Raw genomic sequence first — 25568 nt, forward strand, 5'->3', positions numbered from 1 at the left:
TCATCCCATTCGCGGATAACATTTTTGTTATGATAGCCGAATATCCATTTTGCAGCGCCGGGCCGACAAAACTGTGCGGCCCTTCACATTCGTCGCAACTGAAGCACAAATCTTACAAAAAAGGCACACGACTATGACATTCTCCGCCATGCGCACGATCAAATCCCTGTTTGCCGCCGGCCTGATGCTGGCAGCCGCCCACTCGCAGGCGCAATCGGCCGACCACGTGTTCCGCGTGTCCGCCATCCCGGACGAAGCGCCGACCGAATTGCAGCGCAAGTTCAAGCCGCTGGGCGAATACCTGGAGAAGAAGATCGGCATGAAGGTTGAATTCACGCCGGTGACTGACTACGCCGCATCGGTCGAAGCGCTGATCAACAAGAAGGTCGACATGGTCTGGTTCGGCGGATTCACCTTCGTGCAGGCCAAGGACCGCAGCAAGAACCAGATCACGCCGCTGGTGCAGCGCGCCGAGGACGAAAAATTCCGTTCGGTCTTCATCACCACCAACAAGGACATCAACAAGCTGGAAGACCTGAAGGGCCACACCCTGAGCTTCGGTTCCGAGTCGTCGACCTCGGGCCACCTGATGCCGCGCTCCTTCCTGCTGGCCGCCAAGATCAACCCGGACACCGACCTGAAACGCATCGCCTTCTCCGGCGCGCATGACGCCACCGTGGCCGCCGTTGCAGGTGGCAAGGTCGATGCCGGCGCGCTGAACATCTCGGTCTGGGAAAAACTGATCGCCGAGAAGAAGGTCGATCCGGCCGTGGTGCGCGTGTTCTACACAACGCCAGGCTACTACGACTACAACTGGAGCGTGCGCACCGACATGAACGCGGACCTGAAGAAAAAACTGACCGACGCCTTCCTGGCGCTCGATCCGAAGAACCCGCAGGACAAGGTCATCATGGACCTGCAGCGCGCCTCCAAGTTCATCCCGACCAAGGCCGAGAACTACACCGCGATCGAAGCGGCGGCACAGAACGCGGGCCTGCTGAAGAAGTAATCGATGTCCACTTACCACCTGCAGAACCTGACGGTGCGCCATCTCGGCGCATCGCGGGCGGCCGCACTGCATGCGATCTCGCTGACGATACAACAGGGCGAGCAACTGGCCCTGATCGGCCCCTCCGGCGCCGGCAAGACCACCTTGCTGGCGACCTTGGCCTGCGCCCACCAGCCGTCTGAAGGCGGCTTCCAGGCCTTCGGCGTCGACCCGTGGGCGCTGGGCCACGCCGAGCGCCACCGCCTGCGCGCGCAGCTGTTCCTGGCGCCGCAGACGCCGCCGCTGCCGCCGCGCCAGCGCGTGGTGACGGCGGTGCTGGCCGCGCGCCTGCCGCAATGGAGCTTGTGGCGCGCGCTGGTATCGCTGGTCAAGCCGGCCGACCCGGAAGCTGCGTGGCAGGCGCTGTCGCGCTTCAACCTGGGCGACAAACTGTATTCCCGCGTCGACCGCCTGTCCGGCGGCGAGCGACAGCGCTGCGGCCTGGCGCGCCTGCTGCTGTCTCCCGCCAAGGCGCTGCTGGTGGACGAACCGCTGTCCGCGCTCGACCCGGTGCTGTCCGAGCTGACGCTATCCACGCTGCGCGATGAAGCCAGGGCGCGCAACGCCACACTGATTTGCAGCTTGCACCAGGTCGACCTGGCGCTGAGCCACTTCCCGCGCATCGTCGGCCTGCGCGACGGTCGCATCGAATTCGACCTGCCGCGCGCCCAGGTCACCCCCGACATGATCGCCGCGCTGTACCAGGGCGAACAGCCCGCCGCCAGCCCACGGCCGCTGGACGAGGCCATGACCGTCAAGCTCGGCGTCGGCGCCTGTCTGTAATGGCGACGTTGAACGCCCATCCCGATCCGGCCTGGCGCGGCCGCGTCATCGCCACCGCCGTCTGCCTGCTGCTCCTTTGGCCGACGCTGGTGGTCACCGAATTCAAGCCGTGGACCTTGTTCGACTGGCAGAGCCTCACCTCCACCGGCCGCTTCCTGGCCGACTTCCTGGTGCCGGCGCACGGCGCCGAATTCCTCACCATGCTGCTGGAGCAGACCTGGCTGACCATCGCCATCGCCACCTCCGGCCTGGCGCTTGCGCTGCTGGGCGCCATCCCCGCGGCGCTGGTCATCAGTGAGCAGCTGTCGATCTCGCGCCTGGGCACGGGCCGCATGCGGCCGCTGGCGCGCATCGTGCGGCATGCGGTGCGCTGGACGCTGGTGCTGCTGCGCAGCGTGCCGGAGCTGGTGTGGGCGCTGCTGTTCGTGCGCATCATTGGCCTCGGGCCGACGGCCGGCGTGCTGGCCATCGCCCTCACCTACTGCGGCATGCTGGGCAAGGTCTACGCCGAGATCCTCGAATCGTCCGACGCCCACGCCAGCGACACGCTGCTGGCCAACGGCAGCGGGCGACTGGCCGCGCTGCTGTACGGCGCGCTGCCGGAAGCGGCGTCGGAACTGATGTCCTACACCGTCTACCGCTGGGAGTGCGCGATCCGCGGCTCGGTGGTGATGGGCTTTGTCGGCGCCGGCGGCCTCGGTCAGCGCATGGACGAATCGATGAAAATGCTGGCCGGCGCCGAAGTGTCGTCCATGCTGCTGGTGTTCGTGCTGCTGGTGGCGTTGGCCGACCAATTCTCCAAGATCCTGCGGAGGCGCCTCGGATGAACCATGCCCTGATACCCAAGCCGCCGCGCCGCGACTGGACCGTGCTGGCCATGCTGGCGATGGTGGCGGTGCTGATCATCGCCAGCTTCGCCTCGCTGCCGCTGAAGTGGCGCGAGTTCTTCACGCTGGAAGCGGTCAACAGCACGCTGGAACTCCTGGCCGGTTTCGCGCCGCCCGACCTGTCCGCGCCCTTCCTGATCAAGACCGGCTGGGCCGCCGTCGAGACCATGGCCATGTCGGCGCTCGGCACGCTGCTGGCGGTGCTGGCCGGGCTGGCGTTTTCGCTGTCCGCGTCCGGCCGCTTCGGCCGTCCGGCGCGCGCCTTGATGCGCGCCCTGCTCAACGTGCTGCGCTCGATCCCGGAACTGGTGTGGGCCTCGATCCTGCTGATCGCCTGCGGCCTGGGGCCGTTCGGCGGCACGCTGGCGCTGGCCGCGCACACCGCCGGCGTGCTGGGACGCCTGTTCGCCGATTCGCTGGAAAACGCCGCGCCGCTGCCGGAGCAAAGCCTGCGCACCAACGGCGCCTCCGCCGGCGCGGCCTTCTTCTACGCCACGCTGCCGCAAACGCTGCCGCAGATGCTGTCCTACACGCTGTACCGCTGGGAGAACAACATCCGCGCCGCCGCCATTCTCGGCGTGGTCGGCGCCGGCGGCCTGGGGCAGATGCTCAAGTACCACCTGTCGCTGTTCCAGATGCAGCAAGCCGCCACCGTCATCGTCGCCATGCTGCTGCTGGTCGCGCTGGTCGACGGCATCAGCTTCGCGCTGCGCCGCGTCCTCACCCGCTAACCCTTCATCAAGTCACCCATGCTCGAACTGCATAACCTGTCCAAGTCCTATGCCAGCGGCCGTCCGGTGCTGTCCAACCTGTCCTGGAACTTCAAGGCAGGCGAATTCGTCTCCATCATGGGCGATTCCGGCGTCGGCAAATCGACGCTGCTGAACCTGATCGCCGGCCTCGATACGCCGGACGCCGTGCCGGGCGACTCGCCCATCATCGTCGACGGCGTGCCGATGTCCGGCCTCGACGACGACGCCGCCACAAAACTGCGGCGCGCGCGCATGGGCTTCATCTTCCAGGCCTTCCATGTGCTGCCGCACCTGACGCTGCTGCAAAATATCGCCCTGCCGCTGCTGCTGAACGGCCTGCCGACCGGACGCGCGGCGGAAATGCTGGAGGCCGTGGGCCTCGGCGGCCGCGGCGCCGACTTCCCCCACCAACTATCCGGCGGCGAAATGCAGCGGGTGGCGATCGCCCGCGCGCTGGTGCACCGTCCGGCCCTGGTGCTGGCCGACGAACCGACCGGCAATCTCGATCCGGATACCGCCCACAGCATCCTGACCCTGCTCCGACGAGAAATCAAAGCCACCGGCGCCTGCGCGATCATGGTCACCCATTCGCAGGCGGCGGCCGAGATGACAGACAAAACCCTACAACTTTCAAAATCAGGCATACAAGAAACAACAATCGTCAACACGTTTAAGCAATAAACAAGATAATTTTTTTATCAAACCCTCCCATTCTGTTCTCCGCGTAGTATTATTGAAATTAACTTGCATGGTTATCAAGAATGTTGAGTTGCGTACCACATTCAGACCAAAAAAGTGTGGACGCTGGCCTTGCCGGGAAACGTTAATATTTTTTCACGTTTTGAGCAAAGGAGGAGCAATCATGAACGTACGGCAAAAAAAGCTGGAACTGATCGAAGCCATGAATCGCGCTCGGGCGCTGGAACCATCCAGTTTTGTTCCGAACAAGCTTCTTGATACTTTGATCGAAAAGATGAACCTGAAAAACGACGCGGAACTTTGCCGAGTTTTGGAGGTGCAGCCACCCATCATCAGCAAGATCCGACACCGGAAATTGGCCGTCGGGGCTACCATCTTGCTGCGTATGCATGAAAAGTCAGATATCAGCATACGGGAATTGAAGGATCTGTCGACCGCGTCTATGCATTGAGCAGCCCAGCTGATCTTGCCATGCCAGGCGCCGGCATGCGGTATCCGGCGCCCTCTAATGCACATTGCGTACAGCCCAAACCCCGCTGAACGCTGCATTATCCCTTACGGTAACGCCTCCCCCACACACTGTTTTCCAGTCCCAGTCCGTCCCTTCAGCACTTCTCATATTTCCAGTTGCGTGCCTTGCCCTCGGCAATCCACTCGACGGCCTGTTCGCGTCTGCGCGTGCGGGTGGCCTCGGTCTTGGCCTCGGCGATCCATTCCGCGTAGTCGCGTTTCTTGCTTGGGCTGAAGGCCTCGAAGTGCTGCTGCGCCGCCGGCACCGCCCGCAGCGCTGCGGTGAAATCGGCGGGAATGAGCAGCGGGCGCGGTTCGGCGGGCTTGGCGCGGGCCGGCGCGGCGATGCCGTCGTCGTTCAACTTCATCGCCTTTTTGATGTAGCCGGTCAGGATTTTCTTGGACGGCAGGTCCTTGACCGTTTCGATGCGGCCGAACTGCCCCATCGCTTCGCGGTTGGCCTCATCGGCCATCAACAGCTCGCCCTTCCAGAAACCCAGCGCGCAGTGGGCCTTGAAGGCCGACATCCCGCACATCATGCCCTTGTACATAAAGTGCGGGAAGCTCCATTTCATCGTCTCTTCGACGTCGGGACAGGCTTCGTGCACCACGGCGCGCAGGTGCTTGAGGATGGGCTGCGCAAATTCGGCGGACTTGGCGATGTAGGCGTCAACCCGCGGATCGATGGTGGGCATGATGATGCTCGGCTGGTTGTTGTTTGCCTCAATATACCAAATACTCGGGCTGGCGCTTGGCGATTTCGCCCTCCAGCTGGTTGACGAAGGCGAAATTCGGCAGCGTCGGCGCGATGCGGCGGCCGATGTCCCAACTACGCCACGCGCTGGGCGTATCGAAGCGCATGATCATCAGGTCGCCCATGTCCTTCCACGCGCCGCCCAGCACCGGATTGGCCTCCAGCACCTCGCCAAACAGCTGGTCGCATTCCTTGTACTGTCCCAGCCTGGCGCGGTTGTTGGCTTCCATGAGCTTGAGCACATAAGCCTTGCGCGGCGCCTGGCTGCGCAAGCCGGACAAGGTCGCCGCGGCGGGCGCGAAGTCTTCCTGCTTGCTGACGCTGGTGGCGCTGAAGGCCAGGCTGACCGGGGTGCTGGCGCGGATCTGCTCCAGCTGCGCAGGCGTGAAGGGCAGCATGGCCGCGCCGGTCGACAGCGTACACTCCAAGCGGCCGAGCATCGTGTCGAGCAGCTGGTCGGCGCGATAATTTGCCTCGGTGTCGCAGGGGTGCGCGGCGCGCAGCGCGGCCAGTTGTTCCGGCGTTTGCGCCGCCATGCGGTCCAGCAGCGCCTCGATCGCGCCTTGCGGCGGCGCGGCCTGGCGGGGCGTGTAGCCTTGCAGCGTATAGGCCGGCGGCGTAGCGCTCCGCACCTGCTCCACGCTGACACTGACCGTGCTGACACCCATGGCCGTGTTGACGGTGAAGTTCAGGCTATCCGGAATCAGGCCGCCTTCGGCCAGCCTGGCGAGCACTTGCGGATGGACCGACTGGGTGTAGCGCAGCAGCTGCGCGAAGTGCGCCGCGTCGCGCGCGCCAACCTTGGCGCCATGCTTGCTCCATTGGGCCAGCGGACTGCCCCCGCTGGAGAATTTCAGCGCGTCGCCGCTGGTGGAGGCGTCGATCACGGTGGCGCTGTCCTCGGCCAGCGACAGCTCCTGTTCCAGGTCCACCTTGCGGGCAGGCTTCAACTCGGAATTGAGCTTGGCCAGCATGGCGTTCATGCCAATGCGGTTGCGCATTTCAAAGACCCGGAAACCGGCGGTGTCGAACAGCGAATAGTCGACATAGGTTTTACTTGCGCCATCGAGTACCACGCGCCGCCGGTTCTTGAAATCATATATCGTCGTCGCACTGTCTGACTGGGCGGTAATGTAGTCGTCGGCCAGGGTGACGTAGAGTGTGGACTTGCTGTCGGCCGGCGACTTGGTGACGGACTTCAGCGGCTCGTGATGCACGGACGTCGTGACTTGCAGCGTGACGGCAGCCTGGCAGCTGGCGCCATAGGCCAGCGCCAACAGGGCCAGCAACTGAATTCGATTCATGGGTACTCGTCTGATGTCAGTAAAAAAACTCATGCTAGACGGGCTTATCATTTAAGACAACATTTTTTACACAAAAACTCATGAGACCTCGCACCACGCCGAATTTACTGGCCGCTTGTGGCGCCCTGCTGATGCTGGCCGGCTGCGCCGCCACCGGCAACGGCGCCGGTGGTCCGTCCGCCGTCAAGCCCGAGCAGCTCAGCGGAGCGCTGAACCGCGTCAGCTGGGGCGTCAACCTGAGCACCTACCAGCAGGCCGAAAAACTCGGCTACGACGCCTGGCTGGAGCAGCAGCTGCACCCTGTCGCCGCGCGGCTGCCAGCCGCCGCGCAGGCGCAGATCGACGCCATGACCATCACCCGCAAAACGCTGGTGCAGCTGAACCAGGACCTGGACCAGCAGCGCAAGGACGCCGACAAGATCGCCAACGACGACGAGAAGAAAGCCGCGCAGCAGGCCTACCAGCAGGAGCTCAATCGCATCGCCAGGGAGGCGGCCACGCGCTCGCTGCTGCGCGATCTGTATTCGCCCAACCAGTTGCAGGAGCAGATGACGTGGTTCTGGATGAACCACTTCAACGTCCACCAGGGCAAGAGCAACCTGCGCGCGTTGGTCGGCGACTACGAGGACACCGCGGCGCGCGCCCACGCGCTGGGCAAGTTCCGGGAGCTGCTGGGAGCCACGCTGCGCCATCCGGCCATGATCCGCTACCTGGACAACGAGCAGAACGCCGCCGGCCGCCTCAACGAAAACTACGCGCGCGAGCTGATGGAGCTGCACACGCTGGGCGTGGACGGCGGCTACAGCCAGCGCGATGTGCAGGAACTGGCGCGCATCCTGACCGGCGTCGGCGTCAACCTAGGCGCCACCGCGCCCAACGTGAAGAAGGAACTGCAGGCGCAGTATCTGCGGCAAGGACTGTTTGAATTCAACCCGAACCGCCACGACTACGGCAACAAGGAATTCCTCGGCCAGACCGTCAAGGGACGCGGCCTGGCCGAAGTGGACGAAGCGCTGGACCGCCTGAGCCGCCATCCGGCCACCGCGCATTTCATCAGCCGCAAGCTGGCGCTCTACTTCGTCGCCGACGAAGCGCCGCCGGCGCTGGTGGAGCGCATGTCGGCCACCTACCTGTCCACCGACGGCGACATCGCCGCCGTGGTGCGCACCATGTTCACGTCGGCCGAATTCGCGCAGTCGCTCGGCCACAAATTCAAGGACCCGGCGCATTACGTGGTGTCGGCCGTGCGCCTGGCCTACGACGACAAGGTGGTCCTCAACACCGGGCCGATGTTGTACTGGCTCACGCGCATGGCCGAGCCGCTGTACGGCCGCCAGACGCCGGACGGCTACCAGCTCACGCAGTCCGGCTGGGCCAGTCCGGGCCAGATGACCACGCGCTTCGAGATCGCCAAGGCGATCGGCTCCGGCAGCGCGGGCCTGTTCAAGACCGACGGCCCGCAGGCGCAGGAACGCGCCGCCTTCCCGCAACTGGCCAACGCGCTGTACTACCAGTCGCTGCAAAAAACCATCGCCCCCGCCACCCGCCAGGTGCTGGACCAGGCCACCTCGCCGCAGGAATGGAACACCTTCCTGCTGTCGTCCCCAGAACTGATGCACCGCTAAGGACTCGCGCCATGAAACGCCGCACCCTGCTCAAATCCCTGTCCGCGCTGGCGCTGCCGGCGATGGCCGGCAATCTGTGGGCCGCCCCGGCCAGCAAGGCCCGGCTGCTGTTCGTCTTCATGCGCGGCGGTTACGACGCCACCAGCCTGCTGGTGCCGATCTCCAGCCAGTACTACTACCAGGTGCGACCCAACATCGCCATCCCCAAGCCCAGCGCGGACCTCAATTCCGCGCTGCCGATTGATGGCGACTGGGGCCTGCACCCCGCCCTGCGCGACAGCATCTACCCGCTGTTCACGGCCGGCCAGGCGGCGTTCGTGCCGTTCGCCGGCACCGAGGACATCTCGCGCAGCCACTTCGAAACCCAGGACAGCATCGAACTCGGACAGGCGCTGGACCGCACGCGCGACTACCGCTCCGGCTTCCTGAACCGGCTGGCCCAGACGCTGACCTCCGACCGCGCCAGCGCCATCTCCTTCACCGACCAGCTGCCGCTGATCATGCAGGGCGGCGTGCAGTTGCCGAACATGGCGCTGCGTTCCATCGCCAAGCCCTCTGTCGACGCCCGCCAGGCCAAGCTGATCTCCGCCATGTACGACGGCAGCGCCCTGTCGCAGCAGGTGCGAGACGGCTTCGCGGTGCGCGAGGACGTGATGAAGGAAATGATCGGCGAGATGGATGCGGCCAACCGCAACGCCATCACCGCCAAGGGCTTCGAGCTGGAAGCGCGCCGCATCGCCAAGCTGATGAAGGACAAATACAACATCGGCTTCGTCGACGTCGGCGGCTGGGACACCCACGTCGGCCAGGGCGGCGCCACCGGCTACCTGGCCGGGCGGCTGGACGAGCTGGGACGCGGCCTGGCCGGCTTCGCGCAGGAGATGGGCGCAGACTGGAAGGACACGGTGGTGATCGTCGTCAGTGAATTCGGCCGCACCTTCCGCGAGAACGGCAACCGCGGCACCGACCACGGACACGGCACCGTCTACTGGGTGCTGGGCGGCGGCGTCCAGGGCGGCAAGGTGCGCGGCGAGCAGGTGCGGCTGGAACAGGCCACGCTGTTCCAGAACCGCGACTACCCGGTGCTCAACGAATACCGCGCCATATTCGGTGGCCTGCTGTCGCGCATGTACGGCCTCAATGCCGCGCAGGTCGAACACATTTTCGGCGCCAAGGGGCACGATATCGGGCTGGTCTGAGCGCAACGCCGTCATGTAGAATGGGCCACCCGCCGGTGGAGATCGACATGACTCGCCTTGCCGTTTCAGCGCTCGCTTTAACTTTTCTGCCATGTTGCCTGGCCGGCGCCGTCACGCTGCACCTGTGTACCATGGAGTCAGGCAATCCCCCCTTCATCACGGTCGACGCCACCGGCGTAGTCGACCAGTTGATACGCCAGGCCGCGCAGGAAGTCGGCATCGCTGTCGAATACCATGTCGCGCCATTGACGCGCTGCCGCGAAGAGGTACGCAACAACATCGCCGACGGTTTTCCCTACACTCCCTATTCGCCGTCGCTAGCCCCGGTCTTCGTCTACCCGATGCGCGGCGCCGGCATCGATGCGGCGCGCGCGGTCAGCAACGGCCGCACGACGGTGTTTCGCCGCGTCGGCAGCAAGACGGAGTGGGATGGCCGGCGCTTCGCGCATCTGAGCACGCCGGTGCTGGTCCCTTTCGGCATGGCGATGCTGCAGGACCGCCTGAAAGCGCTGGAGATCGGCATGGACAACAGCGGCAAGACGATGGAAGCCAATTTCGTCAAGATGCTGGCGGGCCGCAGCGACGTCGCGGTCGGCACCGAATACCATGGCCGCGAGCTGCTGGCTTTGCCGCAGTACGCCGGCAAGATCGAGGAGCTGCCGGTTCCCTTCACCGACGCCCCCTACTTCCTCGGCACGTCGCACCGCTTTTACCAGGCCAACCCGCAGTTGGTGGAACAGCTGTGGGACGCCATCGGCCGCATCCGCCGCACGCCTGCCTTCCAGGCCACGCAACGCAAAGCGCTGGAGGAACTGGCGAAGAGCCAAAAGAAGTAACTAGGCCAGGCGGCGCTGCAGGCGCTCCAGCGCGCGCATGAACAGTTCCGGCTCACCGGCCGCGCGCGCCAGCACCAGCGCGCCCTGGATGCCGCCGACCGTGTCCTCGGCCAGCGCCAGCGCGGTGTCGACGTCGCGGCCGGCGCGCTCCAGCGCATCGGCCAGCGCCGCCACCCACTCGGCAAAGTAGCCCTGCACCTTGAGCGTGAAGCGGTCGCGCTCATGGCCCAGCGCGAACACGCCCACCAGACACACCTTGCGGCCCGACTCGAAGTAACGGCCGACCGCGACGAACATCCGCGCTATCCCCTCGGCCGCATCGTCGGCGCTGCGCAGCGGCTGGAACACCTGGTCGCGGAACCAGCCGTCGATCTCGGCCAGCACGGCGTCGGCCATCTCGTCTTTGCCGCCGGGGAAAAAGTTATACATGCTCCCCTTGCCCAGCTTGGTGCCTTCGGAAATCCGGGACAGGCTCGCGCCTTCGTATCCGTAAGTCCGGAAAACTTCCGCCAGCAGCGGGATCACGTCGCCGCGTTCGACCATCGTTCTTGCCATAGCTACTTTCTTAAATCATTCAAAATCCGAACTCGCTCAAGCCCGCATGATCGGCCGGACGCGGGCCGTTCAGGTCCCAATGGAACTTGCGGTCGGCCGCCGCGATCGGCGCTTCGTTGATGCTGGCCAGGCGGTGGCGCATCAGGCCATCCTCGGCGAATTCCCAGTTCTCGTTGCCGTAGGCGCGATACCACTGGCCGGAGTCGTCATGGTATTCGTAGGCGAAGCGAACTGCAATGCGGTTGCCTTCAAATGCCCACAATTCCTTGATCAGCCGGTATTCGAGTTCGCGCGTCCATTTGCGCGACAGCAGGCCGACGATGGCGGCGCGGCCGGTGACGAATTCGGCGCGGTTGCGCCAGCGGCAGTCCTCGGTGTAGGCCAGCGAGACCTTTTCCGGGTTGCGGCTGTTCCAGCCGTCTTCGGCCAGGCGGACTTTCAGGATCGCGGTTTCACGGGTGAACGGCGGCAGGGGTGGTCGTGTCATGGGATTACCTCGTCAAGTTGTTTGTACCGATCGGTACAAGCAAAGTGTAATCCTCGCCCTGAGCGATTGCAAGCGGATTTTTCTATTCAGAACCAGATGCGATAAAAGACCCGGTCTTTGTCCAGCAGCAGGTGCTTGAGGCCTGCAAGCACGTGGGGGACAATCAGACTTGTCAAGACGACCGCCAGGCTTGAATGGACATCAAAAAACTGCTCCGCGATGTCATGATTGGGAACTATGCCGGTGGGGAGCTGCATTCCGAATAAAGCGACACCCCGCTTGGTATGGAGTGCGCCCAGCAATCCGACGATGGGCATGGCCACCATGCAGCCGTACAGCAGCCACTGGGCAAGGCTTGCCAGTCTTCTTTGCCAAAGCGGCACGCTGTCCGGCAAGGGGGCAGGCTTGTGTGTGATACGCCAAACGAGGCGAACCAGAACGAGCGCGAAAAGCAGCAGCCCGAAGGATTTGTGTTGAGCAAAATACCAGCCGCTACCAGGCTCGTCTTCAATCGACATCATGTACCAGCCCACGCCTAGCAGCCCGATGATCAGGAGCGCGGAGATCCAGTGCAGCCAGATCGCCGGCCGTTGATATTTCCAGCTGCGATCAGCAGCCGGCGCTACGTTCATTTGCTTGTCCATATCGTTTCCTCAACGTTTAGTCGTGGGCCGGTCACAATGCGTGATTGCCATAAAAACAATTAAACCTGATAACGGAGGAAGTCATGCGCATCCCTGCCCTGCTGGTCCTGGTCGGCGACATCGATTACTACAACGGCATCATCTACGTGTCGCTTGATTCTACCTCCGGCTACACCAAACCACATGTGGCGTTGTTTAACGCGTCGGACCTGAGCTACACCGGCACGAGCTTTGAACTGGGCGGCACGCCCGCCAATCCGGACAAGGCCCTGGCCAGCTGGGTCGCGGTGGACGCCAAGCGCGGCTTCGGCTACGGCAAGGAGTGGCAGGACGGGAACACCATCAATGTCTACAATTTGAGCGACTGGAGCTTCAGCCACACGCACACGCTGGACAAGTCGCTGGGCCGCATCCAGGGCGCCAAGGTGGTCGGCGATTGGCTCTACATGGCCTCGGACAACGACGCCCAATTGATCTAGCGCAGCAATCTGCTCACCGGGGCGGTGGAGGAAGTGCTGCACCTGCCGCAGCCACCGAGCGATCTGCTGGCGGTGCGCCGCCGCGAGCGCCAGCGCGTCTAGGCCAACACGTTCAGGCGAACAGTTCCCGGCCCAGCTGCCGGCCGCTATCGGTCAGCAGCACGGCGCCGGCGACGCCACCCTCCTCTAGCCGCAGCTCGACCCAGCCGGCATCGACCAGCATGGTCAGCTGGCGCCGCAGCACCGACATCGGCCGCTCCGACTGCTTGCTCAATTTGGCCAGCGTGCAGGGCTTGTCCGGCCACTCCGCGTTGATGCGCCACAGCGCCTCCAGCACGCCGACCAGCGCGGCCATTACCTCTTCATCCATGCTGCGCACCCGTGAGCTCAAAAACACAATTCTGCACTATACTCCGCTCAACAGGAACTACCGGAACAAGGCATGCAGAAGACGAAACCCGAAGGACGCATCGAACCGTATCAACACGCCGCCGCAGGCTGGGGCGCGTTGAAGCAGGTGGCGATTAATCTGGTGCGCGAAAAGGTCAGCGGCGGCAACTACAAGACGCTGCTCAAGCAAAACCAGCCGGACGGTTTCGACTGTCCCGGTTGCGCCTGGCCGGACCGCGAACACGCGTCCACCTTCGAGTTCTGCGAGAACGGCGTCAAGGCGGTGGCGGCCGAAGCCACCAGCAAACGCGCGCGCCCCGACTTCTTCGCCGCCCACACCGTGGCCGAGCTGCTGGCGCAATCCGACTACCAGCTCGAACAACATGGCCGCCTGACCGACCCGATGGTCTACGACAGCGCCAGCGACAAATACCTGCCTATCGCCTGGGACGACGCCTTCGCGCTGATCGCCCGCCACCTGACGGCCCTGCCCGATCCGAACCAGGCCACGTTCTACGTCTCCGGCCGCACCGGCAACGAAGCGGCCTTTTTGTTCCAGCTGTTCGTGCGCATGTACGGCACCAACAACTTCCCCGACTGCTCCAATATGTGCCACGAGCCCACCAGCCGCGGCCTGCCGGGCACCGTCGGCGTCGGCAAGGGCACGGTCACGCTGGAGGATTTCGAGCACGCCGACACGCTGCTGATCTTCGGCCAGAACCCGGCCACCAACCACCCGCGCATGCTGGGCGAGTTGCGCGACTGCGCCAAGCGCGGCGCCACCATCGTTTCGATCAACCCGCTGCGCGAGCGCGGCCTGGAACGCTTCACCAGCCCCGCGCACGCGATGGAGATGCTGACCAATTCCAGCACCAGCATCAGCAGCATGTTCGTGCAGCCGAAGCTGAGCGGCGACTTCGCGCTGATCAAGGCTGTCGCCAAGCGCCTGGTCGAACGCGACGACGCCGCGCTGGCCGCCGGCCAGGCCTCGCTGCTGGACCGCGACTTCATCGCCGCCCACACCAGCGGCTACGAGGCCTTCGAACAGGATTTGCGCGCCCAGGACTGGGACCAGCTGCTGGCCGAATCCGGCGTGCCGCGCGCCCAGATCGACGAGCTGACCGAGATCTACATCAAAGGCCAGAAGGTCATCTGCACCTGGGGCATGGGCCTGACCCAGCACAAGGGCGCGGTGGCGACGATCCAGATGCTGTCCAACCTGATGATGATGCGCGGGAACATCGGCCGCCTCGGCGCCGGCCTGTGCCCGGTGCGCGGCCACTCCAATGTGCAGGGCGACCGCACCATGGGCATTGAGGAAAAGCCCACCAAGGCATTCCTCGACCGCATGCAGCGGGTGTTCGCGTTCGAGCCGCCGCGCGCGCACGGCTACGACACGGTGGAAAGCATCCAGGCCATGCTGGACGGGAAAGTGAAAGTCTTCTTCGGCATGGGCGGCAACTTCGCGATGGCCACGCCGGACACCCCGCTGACCTTCGCCGCGCTGCGCGCCTGCGACCTGACGGTGCACGTGGCCACCAAGCTCAATCGCAGCCATCTGGTGCACGGCAAGGACGCGCTGATCCTGCCGACCCTGGGCCGCACCGAGATCGACATGCAGGCCGGCGTGCCGCAGGGCGTGACGGTGGAGGATTCGATGAGCATGGTCCACCTGTCCTACGGCATGAACACGCCGGCTTCCGGCAACCTGCTGTCCGAGACCATGATCACCGCCCGCATGGCGCACGCCACGCTGGGCAGCGCCAAGGTGGACTGGCTGGGCTACGGCGGCGACTACGCCCGCATCCGCGACGCCATCGAAACCGTGTTCGACGATTTCCACGACTTCAACGCGCGCGTGGCCAGGCCCGGCGGCTTCCATCTGAAGGTGGCCTCGCGCGAGCGCGAGTGGCGCACCGCCAGCGGCAAGGCGCAGTTCGTGCCGCACGCGGTCGACACCGACACCCCCATCCACCGCGCCCGCGCCCTGCACGGCGAGCGTTTGATGACGCTGATGACGGCCCGTTCGCACGACCAGTACAACACCACCATCTACGGCATGGACGACCGCTATCGCGGCGTGTTCGGCCTGCGGCGCGTGGTGTTCATCAATGCGGCGGACCTGGCGCTGCTGGGCATGAAGAACGGCCAGTGGGCCGACCTGACCGGCGTGTGGGACGACGGCGTGGAACGCCGCGCCGAGCGCTTCCTGCTGGTGGAATACGACATTCCGCGCGGCTGCCTGGGCGCCTACTTCCCGGAGACGAACGGCTTGATCCCGCTGCACAGCACCGCCGACGGCGCCGGCACGCCGACCTCGAAATCGATCCCGGTGCTGTTGCAGCTGTCGGCGGAGCAGTCGTCGGCCGAATAGCTAGGTATATTCGACGCAGCCGTCCTGGCGGCAGAAGCTCACCAGCTTGATGCCCGCTTCGGCGGCGATGTCGATCGCCAGCGTGCTGGGGGCGGAGATCGTCGCCAGCATCGGGATATGCATGCGCGCCGCCTTGCGCACCAGCTCATAACTGGCGCGGCTGGACATGAACACAAAGCCGCGCTGCATGTCCACGCCGTCGCGCGCCAAATGGCCGATCAGTTTATCGAGCGCGTTGTGGCGGCCGACGTCCTCGCACACCCGCAGCACGGCGCCATCCGCCGCGCACCATGCGGCGGCATGCACGCCGCCGGTGGCATGCATCAGTTGCTGGTGCGCGCCCAGCTGCGCCGCCGCGCGCGCGATGGCCGGCGACAGCGCATCCGCATCGTGCAGCGCCGCCGCCGCGATGCGGTCGGGCTGCAAATCCAGCAGTTCCAGGCTCTCGATGCCACACACGCCGCAACCGCTGCGGCCCGCCATCGAGCGGCGCTGCTGCTTGAGCTGCATGAAATCTTCCTGGGCGATGGTGAGGGCGACTTCGAAGCTGCGCGCGTGTTCCCGCAGTTCGATATCGAAGACGTCGGCGACCTTGCCGACCAGGCCCTCGGTCAGTGCGAAGCCGAGCGCGAACGCTTCCAGCTCACGCGGCGTGACCATCATGACGGCATGCGAAATGCCATTGACGACCAGCGCCACCGGGACTTCTTCGGCAACGCGGTCGGTGCTGCGGCTGGCGTCCTGCGCCGCCAGGCCGCGACGGCGCAACACGGACCGCTCTTGCGATCCGGTTCGTTCCGTCTCAGTTTCAAACTTCATCGCCGCCCCGCTGAATAAGCACAACGGCTTATTCTACACGGGGCGGCGCTACCTCAGGCAGCCAGCTGTTCGCCAGCCACGCCATAGTGGCGGGCGTAGCGGCCATCCAGGTTCGCCAGCGGCAGCAGCAGGAACAGGTCGGCGCTTTCGAAATCAGGGTCCCAGGCCGGTTCGCCGCAAATCCAGGCGCCCGAACGCACATAACCCTTCAGCAGCGGCGGTACTTGCGGCTTCTGGGAGGCTTCCAGCTTCGAGAACGGGAACGGCAGGTGCGGGGTCACGCGATACTCGGACGGCGCCAGGTGCGCGCCGACCAGCGACTGGTAGACGGCGACCGCATTATGCCCGCCATCGGCCAGGCTGATGCTGGCGCAACCGGCCAGGTAGTCGCAGTTCTCGCGGCGCATGTATTCGGCCAGGCCGGACCAGAGCAGCATGATGACGCTGCCGCCACGGTAGTCGGGATGGATGCAGGCGCGGCCCGCCTCCACCATGCGGCCACGCAGGTTGTTCAGGCGGCCCAGGTCGAACTCGCCTTCGGAATAAACGCGGCCCAGCTTGCGGGCGCGCGATGCGCTCAGCAGGCGATAAGTGCCCACCACCCTGAGCGTGCTCGAATCACGCACGATCAGGTGATCGCAGTGTTCGTCGAATTCGTCGCTGTCCAGGCCATCCTCGCGGACCAGCGAACTCAATCCCATCGTTTCGATGAACACCTTGTAGCGCAAGCGCTGTACCTCGCGCAGCTCTTCCGGTGTGCTTGCCATACTGAGTACCAGCTTACCGGACGCTGCTCGCACGTCGGCTTGTATGATCGAAGTTTGCATGCTTCATCCTTTCTGTGGGAGACGAAGCAAGCGTAACGGTCGAATACTTCAGGAAAATGACATCGAGGTGTCAGTTCCGTGACATGTGCCGAAGTGTTGTTTTTTAATTAGGCTTTCTTTGGACGGCCGGTCTTCAGCTGCGGCAGGCCTGCCAACACATTTTGCAGCGTGGCAAGGTCGATCTGGCTGATCAGGGCCACGCCGATACGCAGCAATTCGCTTTTCTTGATTTCGAAGCCGGCTTTCAGGCAAGCCTTCTTGACCTGGCCGAGCACCGCATATTCCTGCTCCGGCATGGTGAAGCTGTCGCGCACCAGTTTTTCCTTGCGGGTTTTGTCCTTGGCGGCATCCACTGGCGCCGGCTTGGCGGCTGCGGCTTTAGGCGCGGCCTTAGGTGCCGGCTTGGCGGCGGCCTTTGGAGCTGCCTTGGCGGCTGGCTTGGCGGCGGCTTTAGGCGCTGGCTTGGCGGCGGCCTTAGGTACGGCCTTAGGCGCGGCCTTAGCTGCTGCTTTCGGCGCGACCTTGGCGGCGGCAGGCTTGGCGGCGGCTTTAGGTACGGCCTTCGTTGCGACTGGCTTGACTGCGGCTTTCGGTGCCGCTGGCTTGACTGCGGCCTTGGCCACCGGCTTGGCGGCTGCTTTGGCAGGCGCTTTCACAACAGGTTTTTTCGGCAGCGCAGGTTCTTTACCATTCAGCACGCCATTGACAGATTTGTTCATACCAACTCCATTTATTAATCAACAATATAAACAATATATATCATTTACGGTATTTTTGCTTGTCCTAGCGCAAATGCAGAGCGACGCGGGCAAATAAAACGTCGGGATTGACGGGCTTGCGTAAGAAATCTACAGCTCCCAAAGCCAGTCCCCTGGCCTCGTCCTCGGACTGGCTCTTAGCCGTCAGGAACAGCACCGGAATGGCGCTGCTGTGCGCATCGGCCTTGAGCCGGCGGCACGTCTCGAAGCCATCCATGTCCGGCATCATGATGTCGAGCAGGATCAAGTCCACCGGCGAGGCGGCGACGATCTGCAGCGCCGTTGCGCCACTGGTCGCGACCTTGGTGTTGTACTTGTCCTTCAGAAGATTGGACAGCAGCGTGATATTGTCCGGCGTATCGTCGACAATCAGGATAGTCGACCGGCTGATTTTTCCGTTCATGGTTTCTCCAGTTCTTGCACGACCGCCGCCAGCAATTTTCCGGCGGCCTCGAATTCATAATGCATCATGTGGCTGGCCAGGCGGGTCAAGGTCACCGGCGGCAGCAGCGTCGCCAGCGATGCCTGCACGCTGCCGAAATAATCCACGCTGTCGCCGCTGAAGTCCGCCAGCAGCCCGCGCAGCTCAGCCAGCGCCAGCTGCGGATCGACCAGGCCCGCGTCGGCGCGCGGCGGCAGCGGCGGGATCGCCTTCATCGACACCCCCAGCCAGCGCGACAACACGCTGAACAGCCGCTGCGGATCGACCGGCTTGGTGATGTAGTCCTGCATGCCCTCCTCCATGCAGCGCGCCTCCACGCCGGCCAGCGCGTGCGAAGTCAGCGCGATCACCGGCAGCTCGCTGAAACGGCTGTCCTGGCGCAGCAGGCGCGTGGCCTCGTGGCCGTTCATCACCGGCATGCCCAGGTCCATCAGCACCAGGTCATAGGCGCCGGGTTCGGCGGCCTGCAAGCGGTCCAGCGCCTCACGGCCGTTGGCCACCACGTCGACCACGATGCCCTGCAACTCCAGCAGCTCCACCGTCACGTCCTGGTTGTCCGGGCTATCCTCGGCCAGCAGTATGCGCGCCGCGCGGCGCGGCGAGGCAAGCAGCGTCAGGTCGCCCACCGGCCCCTGGTGCACGGCCGCCTGCACCGCCACCGCCGCCACGTCGGACAGCGCGAACTGAAGCTCGAAATGGAAGCTCGAACCCTGATCCGGCTCGCTCTCGACTTCGATGCGCCCGCCCATCAGCCGCACCAGTTGCTGCGAAATCGACAGCCCCAGGCCGGTGCCGCCGTAATGCCGCGTGGTCGAGCCGTTGGCCTGGCTGAAGGCGTGGAACAGCTTCGCCTTCTGCTGCTGCGTCATGCCGATGCCGCTGTCGCGCACCGTGAAGCGCAGCGTGGCCTTGCCTTCCTGGGTATCGACACGACTGGCTTCGCAGCGCAATTCCAGCTCGCCCTCGGCGGTGAATTTGACGGCGTTGTTGGCCAGGTTGACCAGCACCTGCCCCAGGCGCAGCGGATCGCCCACCAGGTAGCGCGGCACCTCGGGCGCGGTCGAGACCAGATAGCGCAGGTGCTTGTCGGCGGCCCGCTGCGCGGTCACGCTGGAGACATGGGCCAGCACATCCTCCAGCGCAAACGGGATCGCCTCCACCTCCAGCCGCCCCGCTTCGATCTTCGAGAAATCCAGAATGTCGTTGATGATACCCAGCAGCGACAAGGCGGCGCGGTGGATCTTGCTGATGTAGTCGTGCTGCTTGGGCGACATCTCGGTGCGCAGCGCCAGGTAGGCCATGCCGATCACGGCGCTCATCGGGGTGCGGATCTCGTGGCTCATATTGGCCAGGAATTCGGACTTGGCGATGTTGGCCGCCTCCGCCGCCACGTTGGCGTTGACCAGCTTTTGCTCGCGCTCGCGGCGCTCGCTGATGTCGCGGATGAAGGCGCAGAACTCGAAGCTGTCCTGCCCTTCCGACTTGACCTGGGTGATCGCCAGTTCGATCGGGAACTCCTCGCCGTTGCGGCGCAGCGCCACCACTTCGATGCGGGCGTCGAGCACCGGGGCGGCGCCGCCGCCGGCCATGTAGCGCTGCATGCCGCGCCGGTGGTCGTAGCGGTAGCGCGCCGGGATGATGGTCTTGTCCAGCGCCAGCCCCAGCGCCTCGTCGCGGCTCCAGCCGAAAATCCGCTCGGCCTGCGCGTTCCAGCCGACGATGCGGCCGGCCAGGTCCATGCGCACCACCGCGTCGAGCGCGGTGTCGAGGATGGTTTGCAGCTTGGCCTGGCTGTCGCCCAGCTGCTGCATGGAGCTGGTCAGCTCCCCGGTGCGGGCGGCGATGCGCAGTTCCAGGTCGCTGTTCAACTCGCGCAGCTCCTGCTCGGCGTCGCGTAGCCGGGTCAGGGTGTCGCGGAAGCGCAGCACGGCGCCGGACAGGCGGCCCACCTGGTCCTCGCGGCCGATGCCGGACAGCTTGATGTCGGTCTCGCCGCGCGTCAGTTTTTCAAGGCCGGTCTGGATGTCGGCGAACGGCCGCGCCGCGCGCCGTCCGACCACGAAGATCGACAGCACAATGCCCAGCGCCAGCAGCAGGTTGGCGGCCACCGTGTTGTAGATCTGGCGCCGCAGGTCCTGGTCGATCTGCTGGCGCGAAAAGGCCAGGTCGATGGAGCCGACCGGATAGCTGCGGCGGGCGTCGGTGAAGCTGATGTCGCGATGCACCTTGATCGCCGCCACCGGTTCGCGCAACGGCGAGACGTAGCTGGCCAGCTCCGCGCCGTTGGGCGCCAGTACCCGCAGCACCAGCACTTCCGGCGTGGCGCCGGAGGCGTCGACCACGCTGGAGACGGCCGCGCTGTTGATGTCGAACAGCGGCCGCGCCAGCGCCTGCGACAGCACCGCCGCCAGCCGTTCGGCGCGTTCGCGGACGTTTTGTTCGGCCTCGCTCTTGAGCGTCTGCATCACGTAGGTGGTGTAGATGGCGGTGGACGCAGCCACCGAGATGAAGATGCCAAAGCCCAGCCGCAGCAGGATGTTGCGGCGCCATGCGCCGCGCAGGCGCGCCAGCGGGCCGCCGCTCAGCTCCGGCTCCGGCGCATCAATGACGAACTCCTTCAGCCGCTTCCAGCTTGCGGTAGGCGGCACTGTTGCGGGCTTCCTCGATGGCGTGCCAGATGCGTTCCGCCAATTGCGGGCGCGCCGCCAGCATGCCGTGCGAGAGGATCAGGAAGTAGGGTTTTTCGATGATGGGGATGGGCAGTTCCTCCAACTGTGGCGCCAGCGGCCCGTTCATCAGGCCATGCGCGTCGCTGCCGCCGATGGCCGCCGCCGCCACCCGGCCGGCGATCACTTTGCGCGCCAGTTCGTCGGCGCGCTGGCTGCCCTCGTCCACTTCGACGTTCTGCGCGCGCAGCACGTCGCCCACCGAGTAGCCAAGCTGGAAGCCGATGGCGCCGTCGAGGTTATGAAAACTCTTGCCGTCCCATTCCACCTTGCTGCCTTTTTTGCGTACCACCATATAGCTGTCAATGTGCATGCGTTTGCTGGCGTCGATCTGCTGGCCGCCGGGGTATTCGCCCAGCTCGCGCCGGTCCGGCTTGTAGCTGACGGCGAAGGCGCCGTCGACGGCGTTGGCCTTGAGTTCGGCCAGGCAGCGTTTCCACGGGATGCCCTCGTAATCGAAACGGATATCGAGCCGCTGCTCCACCATCTTGAGCAGCGCGAAATTCAGGCCGCCACCCTGCTCGGTGCGCCATGGGCGCACGTCCTGCTGCTCGAAGCACAGGATCACGGTTTCCTTCTTGCCGGCGGCGCCGGCCGGCGACGCCAGCGACGCCAGCGACAGCGCCAGCAACGCTCCAGCGCAGCCGCGATAGATGCCGTCGATCGTCATAGCCCTCCCCAGAGTTTAGCCGATGGTGCGTATGCTGAAGTCTACCCCAACTTCATCCCACTGCTCCTGCTCCTTCTCCAGCCAGTAGGACAGGGTCGGATGGTCGCCTATCCACTCGCGGCGGATTTCCAGCTCGATGCGGTTCTTCATGCGCAGCTTGATCAGCGTGAAGTCGATGTCCATGCGCGAGTGCATGAACAGCACCGCCAGCCGCAGCGCCACCACCGCCTTGACGAAATCCGGTTCCGCCAGCGCGTCGGCCACCTTACGCAGATTGCCCTTGTGGGCGGAGATCAGGCGCGCCATGGTCTTCTGCTCGCGTGCCGTGAAGCCCGGCAGGTCGGCGTTCTCGATCATGTAGGCGGCGTGCTTGTGATAGCCGGTGTGCGACACCACCATGCCCATCTCGTGCAGCAGCGCGCTCCAATACAGGTGCCGGGAGTACTGCTCGCCGGCCGGCTTGGTCTGCATATACAGCGCCAGCGCGTCGTCGGCCACGCGGTTGGCGCGCCGCTCGTCGCAATGGAACTTGAGCAGGCAGGCCTGCACCGATTGTTCGCGGCGGTCACGCTTGGTCGAGCGCAGGTGCAAGTCCCACATCACGCCCATGCGCAGGCCGGCCTCGATCGGCTGCACCACCGGGATGTCCAACTCGTGCACCAGGCCGATCAGGATCGCCAGGCCGCCGATGATGGTGCCGGCGCGGTCCGGGCGCAGGCCAGCCATCTCGATCCGGCTGACGTGGCCGAATTCGATGAAGCGCTGTTTGAGCGCGTTGAGCGTGTCGAGATTGACTTCGCGGCCGATGCCGTTCTTGACGATGATGTCGGCGATGGTGCGGGCGGTGCCGGACGAGCCGTAGCACTGCTTCCAGTACTGCGGATGGTAGGGCGGCGCCGCATCCTCGAAATGGCTGCGCGCCGACAGGATGGCCGCCTCGTAGGAAGCCGAATCGACCCGGCCGCCGATGAAGAACGACAGGCTTTGCTTGACCGTGCCAACGCTGAACGACTCGACCCGCTCGATTTCCTGGCCGCGCCCCAGTATCAACTCGGTGGAGCCGCCGCCGATGTCGATCACCAGCCGCCGTTCACCCGGCAGCGCCAGCGCATTGGCCACGCCCATGTAGATCAGGCGCCCCTCCTCCTCGCCGGAGATGATCTCGATCGGATAGCCGATCGCCAGTTCGGCTTCGGGCAGGAAGGCGGCGGCATTGCGCGCCACCCGCATGGCCGACGTGGCGACCACGCGCACGCCATCGAGCTTGTAGGCGGCCAGCACGACGCGGAAGTTTTTCAGGCAGGCCAGCGCGGTCTGCATGGCGGCGGGGGTCAGGTTGCCTTGGGCGTCCAGCCCTGCGGCCAGGCGGATCGGTTCGCGCACGGATTTCAGGACGCGGATCGCCTCCCCGTCATGCTTGCCGATGTGGAGGCGAAAACTGTTGGAACCCAGATCTACTGCTGCGTACATATTTGGAAGCCTCTCTCGGCAAACGGCAACGAAGGCTCGCGGATGAATCAAACTAAACGATTTACATGATTATAATCACGATAGGCGCAGTTTGTTACCGGCTGATGACAGCGGTGTGGCAAATCAGGCTTCCAGCGCGCCGGCGCCGGCCTGCGCCTCGACCACGCGGTTGCGGCCGGCCTGCTTGGCCAGTTGCAGCGCCTCGTCGGCGCGCTTGAACAGGCTGACGGTGGTGTCGTCGGCGCGGATGGTGGTCACGCCCAGGCTGGCGGTCATGTTGATGACGGCCTTTTCCGCCTTGACCGGCTGCGCGGCGACGGCGTTGCGGATGCGCTCGGCCACCGTCAGCGCGTCCTCCAGCGAGGTGCGCGGCAGCTGGATGGCGAATTCGGCGCCGCCCAGGCGGCCCATCAGGTCGCTGTCGCGCAGTTGTTTTTTGCAGACGTCGACCATGGCCTTGAGCACCAGGTCGCCCACCGGGTGGCCGTAGTTGTCGTTGACGCGCTTGAAATGGTCGAGGTTGAGGATGATCAGCGCGGTCGGCATGCCGGGCCGGCGCGCCAGCGCGATCCACGGCGTCAAGGTCTGGTAGAAGCCGCGCCGGTTGGGCACGTCGGTCAGGGCGTCAACCACCTCCAGCCGCGCCAGTTCGGCCTGCTGTTTCTCGCGGGTCAGCAACAGATAGCCAAAAGCATTGCCCAGCATCATCAGGTACAGCGCGCCAATGCCGACACCCTGGATGATGGCCGGGCTCACCCAGCCCCAGCCGTCCGGCAGCAGCGCCGTCAGCAGGCCGCGCGCCATCACGGCCAGCGCCAGCAGCAGCGAGGACAGCACCAGGTAGCGCCGCAGCAGGGTGCCGGCGCTCCAGCCGCGGCCCAGCGCGGCGGCGCCGGCGATGAAGAAGAAACCGATGATCAGCGAGGCGATGGCGATGCGTTCGGCGACCGGCAGCTCCAGCAGCCAGGCGCCGGTGAACACGCCGATCGCCGCGCCCAGCGCCGGCAGCAGGTAGCGCCGCCAGACGCGGCGGCCGGCCTGCTCCCACAAGGCCGAGGCGTCCAGCGCGTAACCGGCGAACAGTAGGGCGTTGGCGAAGGGAATGGTCAGGAAGTCCGGCAGCGTGCCGCGCAGGAACAGCAAGCCCCAGGCCACGGCCTGGCACTGCCTGGCCATGCCCCAGGTGGCGGCGGCCGCAGGCAGGCCGTCGCGGCGCCGCTGCTGCTCAAAAAAGAACAGCGCCGCGCACAGGCTCAGATTGCCCAGCGCCAGCGCCAGTACCAAAGTTTTTATATCCATGACCTGGGGCGGGTCAGACCTCGTGCTCGACGTTGGTGCTGCCGTCGCCCATCTTGCTGGCCCAGGCCTGGGAGAAATAGGCCTTCTCGTCGTCGGTCGGCGCGTCGTGCCAGAACACGATCAGCGTGCCCTTGTGGTCGTGCAGCTGGCTGACTTTTTCGATAAAGGCCGGCTTGCCGGCCACGTCCGCCAGCGCCGCCACGTAGCCGTACACGCGCAGCAGGCGCTCCATGCGGTCGGGTTCGGTGAAGCTGTTGGTGGCGGTAAGCGTTGGGTGGTCTAAAAACATCGTCTCTGTCTCCATGGAGGCCGCCGGAGGGGCTGGCCTATGCTATCGCCAATGTACCTACAAATGTTGCTTCTGTAAATGCAATGTGGCTTACTGGCCGGCATGCTACTATAAATTGACCTTGCAAATCCACAATATGACTGCCCCCCCGCCCTCCCATCTGCCGCAAGTGCATACGCGCGGCGACAAGCGCTCGCTCGAATTCCAGCCCGGCATGGTCCAGAGCGAGATGCGGCTGTCGCGTCCGGACCACCTGGTGCTCAGCTATGCGCGCGCGATGATGTGCTTCGTGCTGTTCCAGCCCAGGCCGGAGCACATCGTCATGGTCGGGCTGGGCGGCGGCTCGCTGGCCAAGTTCTGCTACCGCTACCTGCCGCACAGCCGCATCACCGTGCTCGAGCTGCGCGCCGACGTGATCGCGCTGCGCGAGCAGTTCGCCATCCCGCGCGACAACGCCCGCTTCCGCATCATCCAGGCCGACGCCACCGCCTACATGGCCGGCCTGGCCGGCGCCGCCGACGTGCTGCTGGTGGACGGCTTCGACGCCGAGGGCTTGCCGCCGGCGCTGGGCAGCGCCGCCTTCTACGCCGACTGCCGCCGCGCGCTGCGGCCCGGCGGCGTGCTGGTGGCCAACATCTTCAGCTACGATCCGCAGTACGGCCCCATGCTGCGGCGCCTGCGCGAGACCTTCCAGGGCCGCATCTGCTGGTTCCGCGGCATCGCCGGCAACAACCGCATCCTGTTCGCGGTCAAGGGCGGCAAGCCGTCGCCGGCGCTGGCCATGCAGCGGAAGGTGGCGCGCAGCCACGGCCTGGGCTTCGCCCTGTTCAACCGTCTGCTGGCGCACTGGATCGTGCTGCGCCTGAGCTGGAACCCCGCACTGCCAAGCGGGGTCCGACCCCGTACGGGGTCGGACCCCTAAGTGGTGCGGCTGGCCCATCG

27 protein-coding genes are annotated in these 25568 nt (G+C 65.1%); 12 read left to right on the top strand and 15 right to left on the bottom strand.

The window, feature by feature from the left end; translation table 11 throughout:
- Positions 1–133: 133 nt before the first annotated feature.
- The 6 genes from KVP70_RS19355 to KVP70_RS19380 all read left to right on the top strand — a co-directional run bounded on the left by KVP70_RS19355 (position 134) and on the right by KVP70_RS19380 (position 4620).
- Positions 134–1009: a putative selenate ABC transporter substrate-binding protein gene (locus KVP70_RS19355; protein ID WP_116989690.1), complete on the top strand. Its 876-nt coding sequence runs from the start codon at positions 134–136 to the stop codon at positions 1007–1009.
- Positions 1010–1012: 3 nt separating this feature from the next.
- Positions 1013–1831, top strand: a complete 819-nt coding sequence (locus tag KVP70_RS19360) for a phosphonate ABC transporter ATP-binding protein (protein ID WP_217943798.1) — start codon at positions 1013–1015, stop codon at positions 1829–1831.
- Complete coding sequence (locus tag KVP70_RS19365) at positions 1831–2658, top strand: PhnE/PtxC family ABC transporter permease (protein ID WP_217943799.1); 828 nt, start codon at positions 1831–1833, stop codon at positions 2656–2658. The genes KVP70_RS19360 and KVP70_RS19365 overlap by 1 nt, the downstream gene beginning before the upstream one ends.
- Positions 2655–3449, top strand: a complete 795-nt coding sequence (gene phnE / locus KVP70_RS19370; RefSeq protein ID WP_217943800.1) for a phosphonate ABC transporter, permease protein PhnE — start codon at positions 2655–2657, stop codon at positions 3447–3449. The genes KVP70_RS19365 and phnE overlap by 4 nt, the downstream gene beginning before the upstream one ends.
- Positions 3450–3467: 18 nt before the next feature.
- Positions 3468–4151 carry an ABC transporter ATP-binding protein gene (locus tag KVP70_RS19375; RefSeq protein ID WP_217943801.1) on the top strand — a complete coding sequence of 228 codons (684 nt, stop codon included), beginning with the start codon at positions 3468–3470 and terminating at the stop codon, positions 4149–4151.
- A 181-nt stretch (positions 4152–4332) separates the two neighbouring features.
- Positions 4333–4620, top strand: coding sequence for a hypothetical protein (locus KVP70_RS19380; protein WP_008447145.1), 288 nt, complete (start codon positions 4333–4335; stop codon positions 4618–4620).
- Between the two features lie 154 nt (positions 4621–4774).
- Here KVP70_RS19380 and KVP70_RS19385 read toward each other — a convergent pair whose 3' ends face one another.
- A complete protein-coding gene (locus KVP70_RS19385) occupies positions 4775–5374 on the bottom strand; it encodes a YdeI/OmpD-associated family protein (protein WP_217943802.1) in 600 nt (199 codons plus the stop codon).
- 28 nt (positions 5375–5402) lie between these two features.
- A complete protein-coding gene (locus KVP70_RS19390) occupies positions 5403–6737 on the bottom strand; it encodes a hypothetical protein (RefSeq protein ID WP_217943803.1) in 1335 nt (444 codons plus the stop codon).
- A gap of 80 nt (positions 6738–6817) precedes the next feature.
- Here KVP70_RS19390 and KVP70_RS19395 point away from each other — a divergent pair, with 80 nt between their 5' ends.
- The 3 genes from KVP70_RS19395 to KVP70_RS19405 are packed head-to-tail and all read left to right on the top strand — an operon-like array spanning position 6818 to position 10397.
- The gene (locus KVP70_RS19395) at positions 6818–8362 is read left to right on the top strand and encodes a DUF1800 domain-containing protein (RefSeq protein WP_217943804.1); all 1545 of its coding nucleotides are present in this window, start codon (positions 6818–6820) and stop codon (positions 8360–8362) included.
- Positions 8363–8373: 11 nt separating this feature from the next.
- The gene (locus KVP70_RS19400; RefSeq protein WP_217943805.1) at positions 8374–9561 is read left to right on the top strand and encodes a DUF1501 domain-containing protein; all 1188 of its coding nucleotides are present in this window, start codon (positions 8374–8376) and stop codon (positions 9559–9561) included.
- A 47-nt stretch (positions 9562–9608) separates the two neighbouring features.
- Positions 9609–10397: a transporter substrate-binding domain-containing protein gene (locus KVP70_RS19405; RefSeq protein WP_217943806.1), complete on the top strand. Its 789-nt coding sequence runs from the start codon at positions 9609–9611 to the stop codon at positions 10395–10397.
- On the opposite strand, the gene KVP70_RS19410 is transcribed toward KVP70_RS19405, so the two are convergent.
- The 3 genes from KVP70_RS19410 to KVP70_RS19420 all read right to left on the bottom strand — a co-directional run bounded on the left by KVP70_RS19410 (position 10398) and on the right by KVP70_RS19420 (position 12083).
- Positions 10398–10952: a TetR/AcrR family transcriptional regulator gene (locus KVP70_RS19410; protein WP_229224935.1), complete on the bottom strand. Its 555-nt coding sequence runs from the start codon at positions 10950–10952 to the stop codon at positions 10398–10400.
- A gap of 19 nt (positions 10953–10971) precedes the next feature.
- Positions 10972–11439, bottom strand: coding sequence for a nuclear transport factor 2 family protein (locus KVP70_RS19415; protein WP_217943807.1), 468 nt, complete (start codon positions 11437–11439; stop codon positions 10972–10974).
- An 86-nt stretch (positions 11440–11525) separates the two neighbouring features.
- Positions 11526–12083, bottom strand: coding sequence for a cytochrome b (locus KVP70_RS19420; RefSeq protein WP_217943808.1), 558 nt, complete (start codon positions 12081–12083; stop codon positions 11526–11528).
- A gap of 83 nt (positions 12084–12166) precedes the next feature.
- On the opposite strand from KVP70_RS19420, the gene KVP70_RS19425 reads away from it, so the two are divergent.
- Positions 12167–12562: a hypothetical protein gene (locus KVP70_RS19425; RefSeq protein WP_217943809.1), complete on the top strand. Its 396-nt coding sequence runs from the start codon at positions 12167–12169 to the stop codon at positions 12560–12562.
- 112 nt (positions 12563–12674) lie between these two features.
- On the opposite strand, the gene KVP70_RS19430 is transcribed toward KVP70_RS19425, so the two are convergent.
- Positions 12675–12932: an ArsR family transcriptional regulator gene (locus KVP70_RS19430; RefSeq protein WP_217943810.1), complete on the bottom strand. Its 258-nt coding sequence runs from the start codon at positions 12930–12932 to the stop codon at positions 12675–12677.
- A gap of 72 nt (positions 12933–13004) precedes the next feature.
- Here KVP70_RS19430 and KVP70_RS19435 point away from each other — a divergent pair, with 72 nt between their 5' ends.
- Positions 13005–15326, top strand: a complete 2322-nt coding sequence (locus tag KVP70_RS19435; protein ID WP_217943811.1) for an FdhF/YdeP family oxidoreductase — start codon at positions 13005–13007, stop codon at positions 15324–15326.
- Here the strand turns inward: KVP70_RS19435 and fdhD are convergent, their stop codons facing one another.
- From fdhD to KVP70_RS19480, 9 genes are all read right to left on the bottom strand, one after another.
- Positions 15327–16145: a formate dehydrogenase accessory sulfurtransferase FdhD gene (gene fdhD, locus KVP70_RS19440; RefSeq protein WP_217943812.1), complete on the bottom strand. Its 819-nt coding sequence runs from the start codon at positions 16143–16145 to the stop codon at positions 15327–15329.
- Between the two features lie 53 nt (positions 16146–16198).
- Complete coding sequence (locus KVP70_RS19445; protein ID WP_217943813.1) at positions 16199–16972, bottom strand: GNAT family N-acetyltransferase; 774 nt, start codon at positions 16970–16972, stop codon at positions 16199–16201.
- A gap of 107 nt (positions 16973–17079) precedes the next feature.
- On the bottom strand, positions 17080–17691 hold the full coding sequence (locus tag KVP70_RS19450; protein WP_217943814.1) for a hypothetical protein: 612 nt from the start codon (positions 17689–17691) through the stop codon (positions 17080–17082).
- Between the two features lie 64 nt (positions 17692–17755).
- A complete protein-coding gene (locus tag KVP70_RS19455; protein ID WP_217943815.1) occupies positions 17756–18133 on the bottom strand; it encodes a response regulator in 378 nt (125 codons plus the stop codon).
- The gene (locus tag KVP70_RS19460) at positions 18130–20820 is read right to left on the bottom strand and encodes an ATP-binding protein (RefSeq protein WP_262311751.1); all 2691 of its coding nucleotides are present in this window, start codon (positions 20818–20820) and stop codon (positions 18130–18132) included. The genes KVP70_RS19455 and KVP70_RS19460 overlap by 4 nt, the downstream gene beginning before the upstream one ends.
- The gene (locus KVP70_RS19465; RefSeq protein ID WP_217943816.1) at positions 20774–21568 is read right to left on the bottom strand and encodes a substrate-binding periplasmic protein; all 795 of its coding nucleotides are present in this window, start codon (positions 21566–21568) and stop codon (positions 20774–20776) included. Before KVP70_RS19465 ends, KVP70_RS19460 begins: the two co-directional genes overlap by 47 nt.
- Before the next feature lie 15 nt (positions 21569–21583).
- Positions 21584–23038: a Ppx/GppA phosphatase family protein gene (locus KVP70_RS19470; protein WP_217943817.1), complete on the bottom strand. Its 1455-nt coding sequence runs from the start codon at positions 23036–23038 to the stop codon at positions 21584–21586.
- A gap of 123 nt (positions 23039–23161) precedes the next feature.
- Positions 23162–24337, bottom strand: coding sequence for a GGDEF domain-containing protein (locus tag KVP70_RS19475; RefSeq protein WP_217943818.1), 1176 nt, complete (start codon positions 24335–24337; stop codon positions 23162–23164).
- A 13-nt stretch (positions 24338–24350) separates the two neighbouring features.
- Entirely contained in the window at positions 24351–24626 is a 276-nt protein-coding gene (locus tag KVP70_RS19480; RefSeq protein WP_217943819.1) for a hypothetical protein, read from the bottom strand.
- Positions 24627–24762: 136 nt separating this feature from the next.
- On the opposite strand from KVP70_RS19480, the gene KVP70_RS19485 reads away from it, so the two are divergent.
- Positions 24763–25548: a spermine/spermidine synthase domain-containing protein gene (locus tag KVP70_RS19485; protein ID WP_217943820.1), complete on the top strand. Its 786-nt coding sequence runs from the start codon at positions 24763–24765 to the stop codon at positions 25546–25548.
- The last annotated feature ends 20 nt before the right edge of the window (positions 25549–25568 follow it).

This window comes from Duganella violaceipulchra (assembly GCF_019166075.1).
GTDB classification, from domain to species: Bacteria; Pseudomonadota; Gammaproteobacteria; order Burkholderiales; family Burkholderiaceae_D; genus Rugamonas; species Rugamonas violaceipulchra.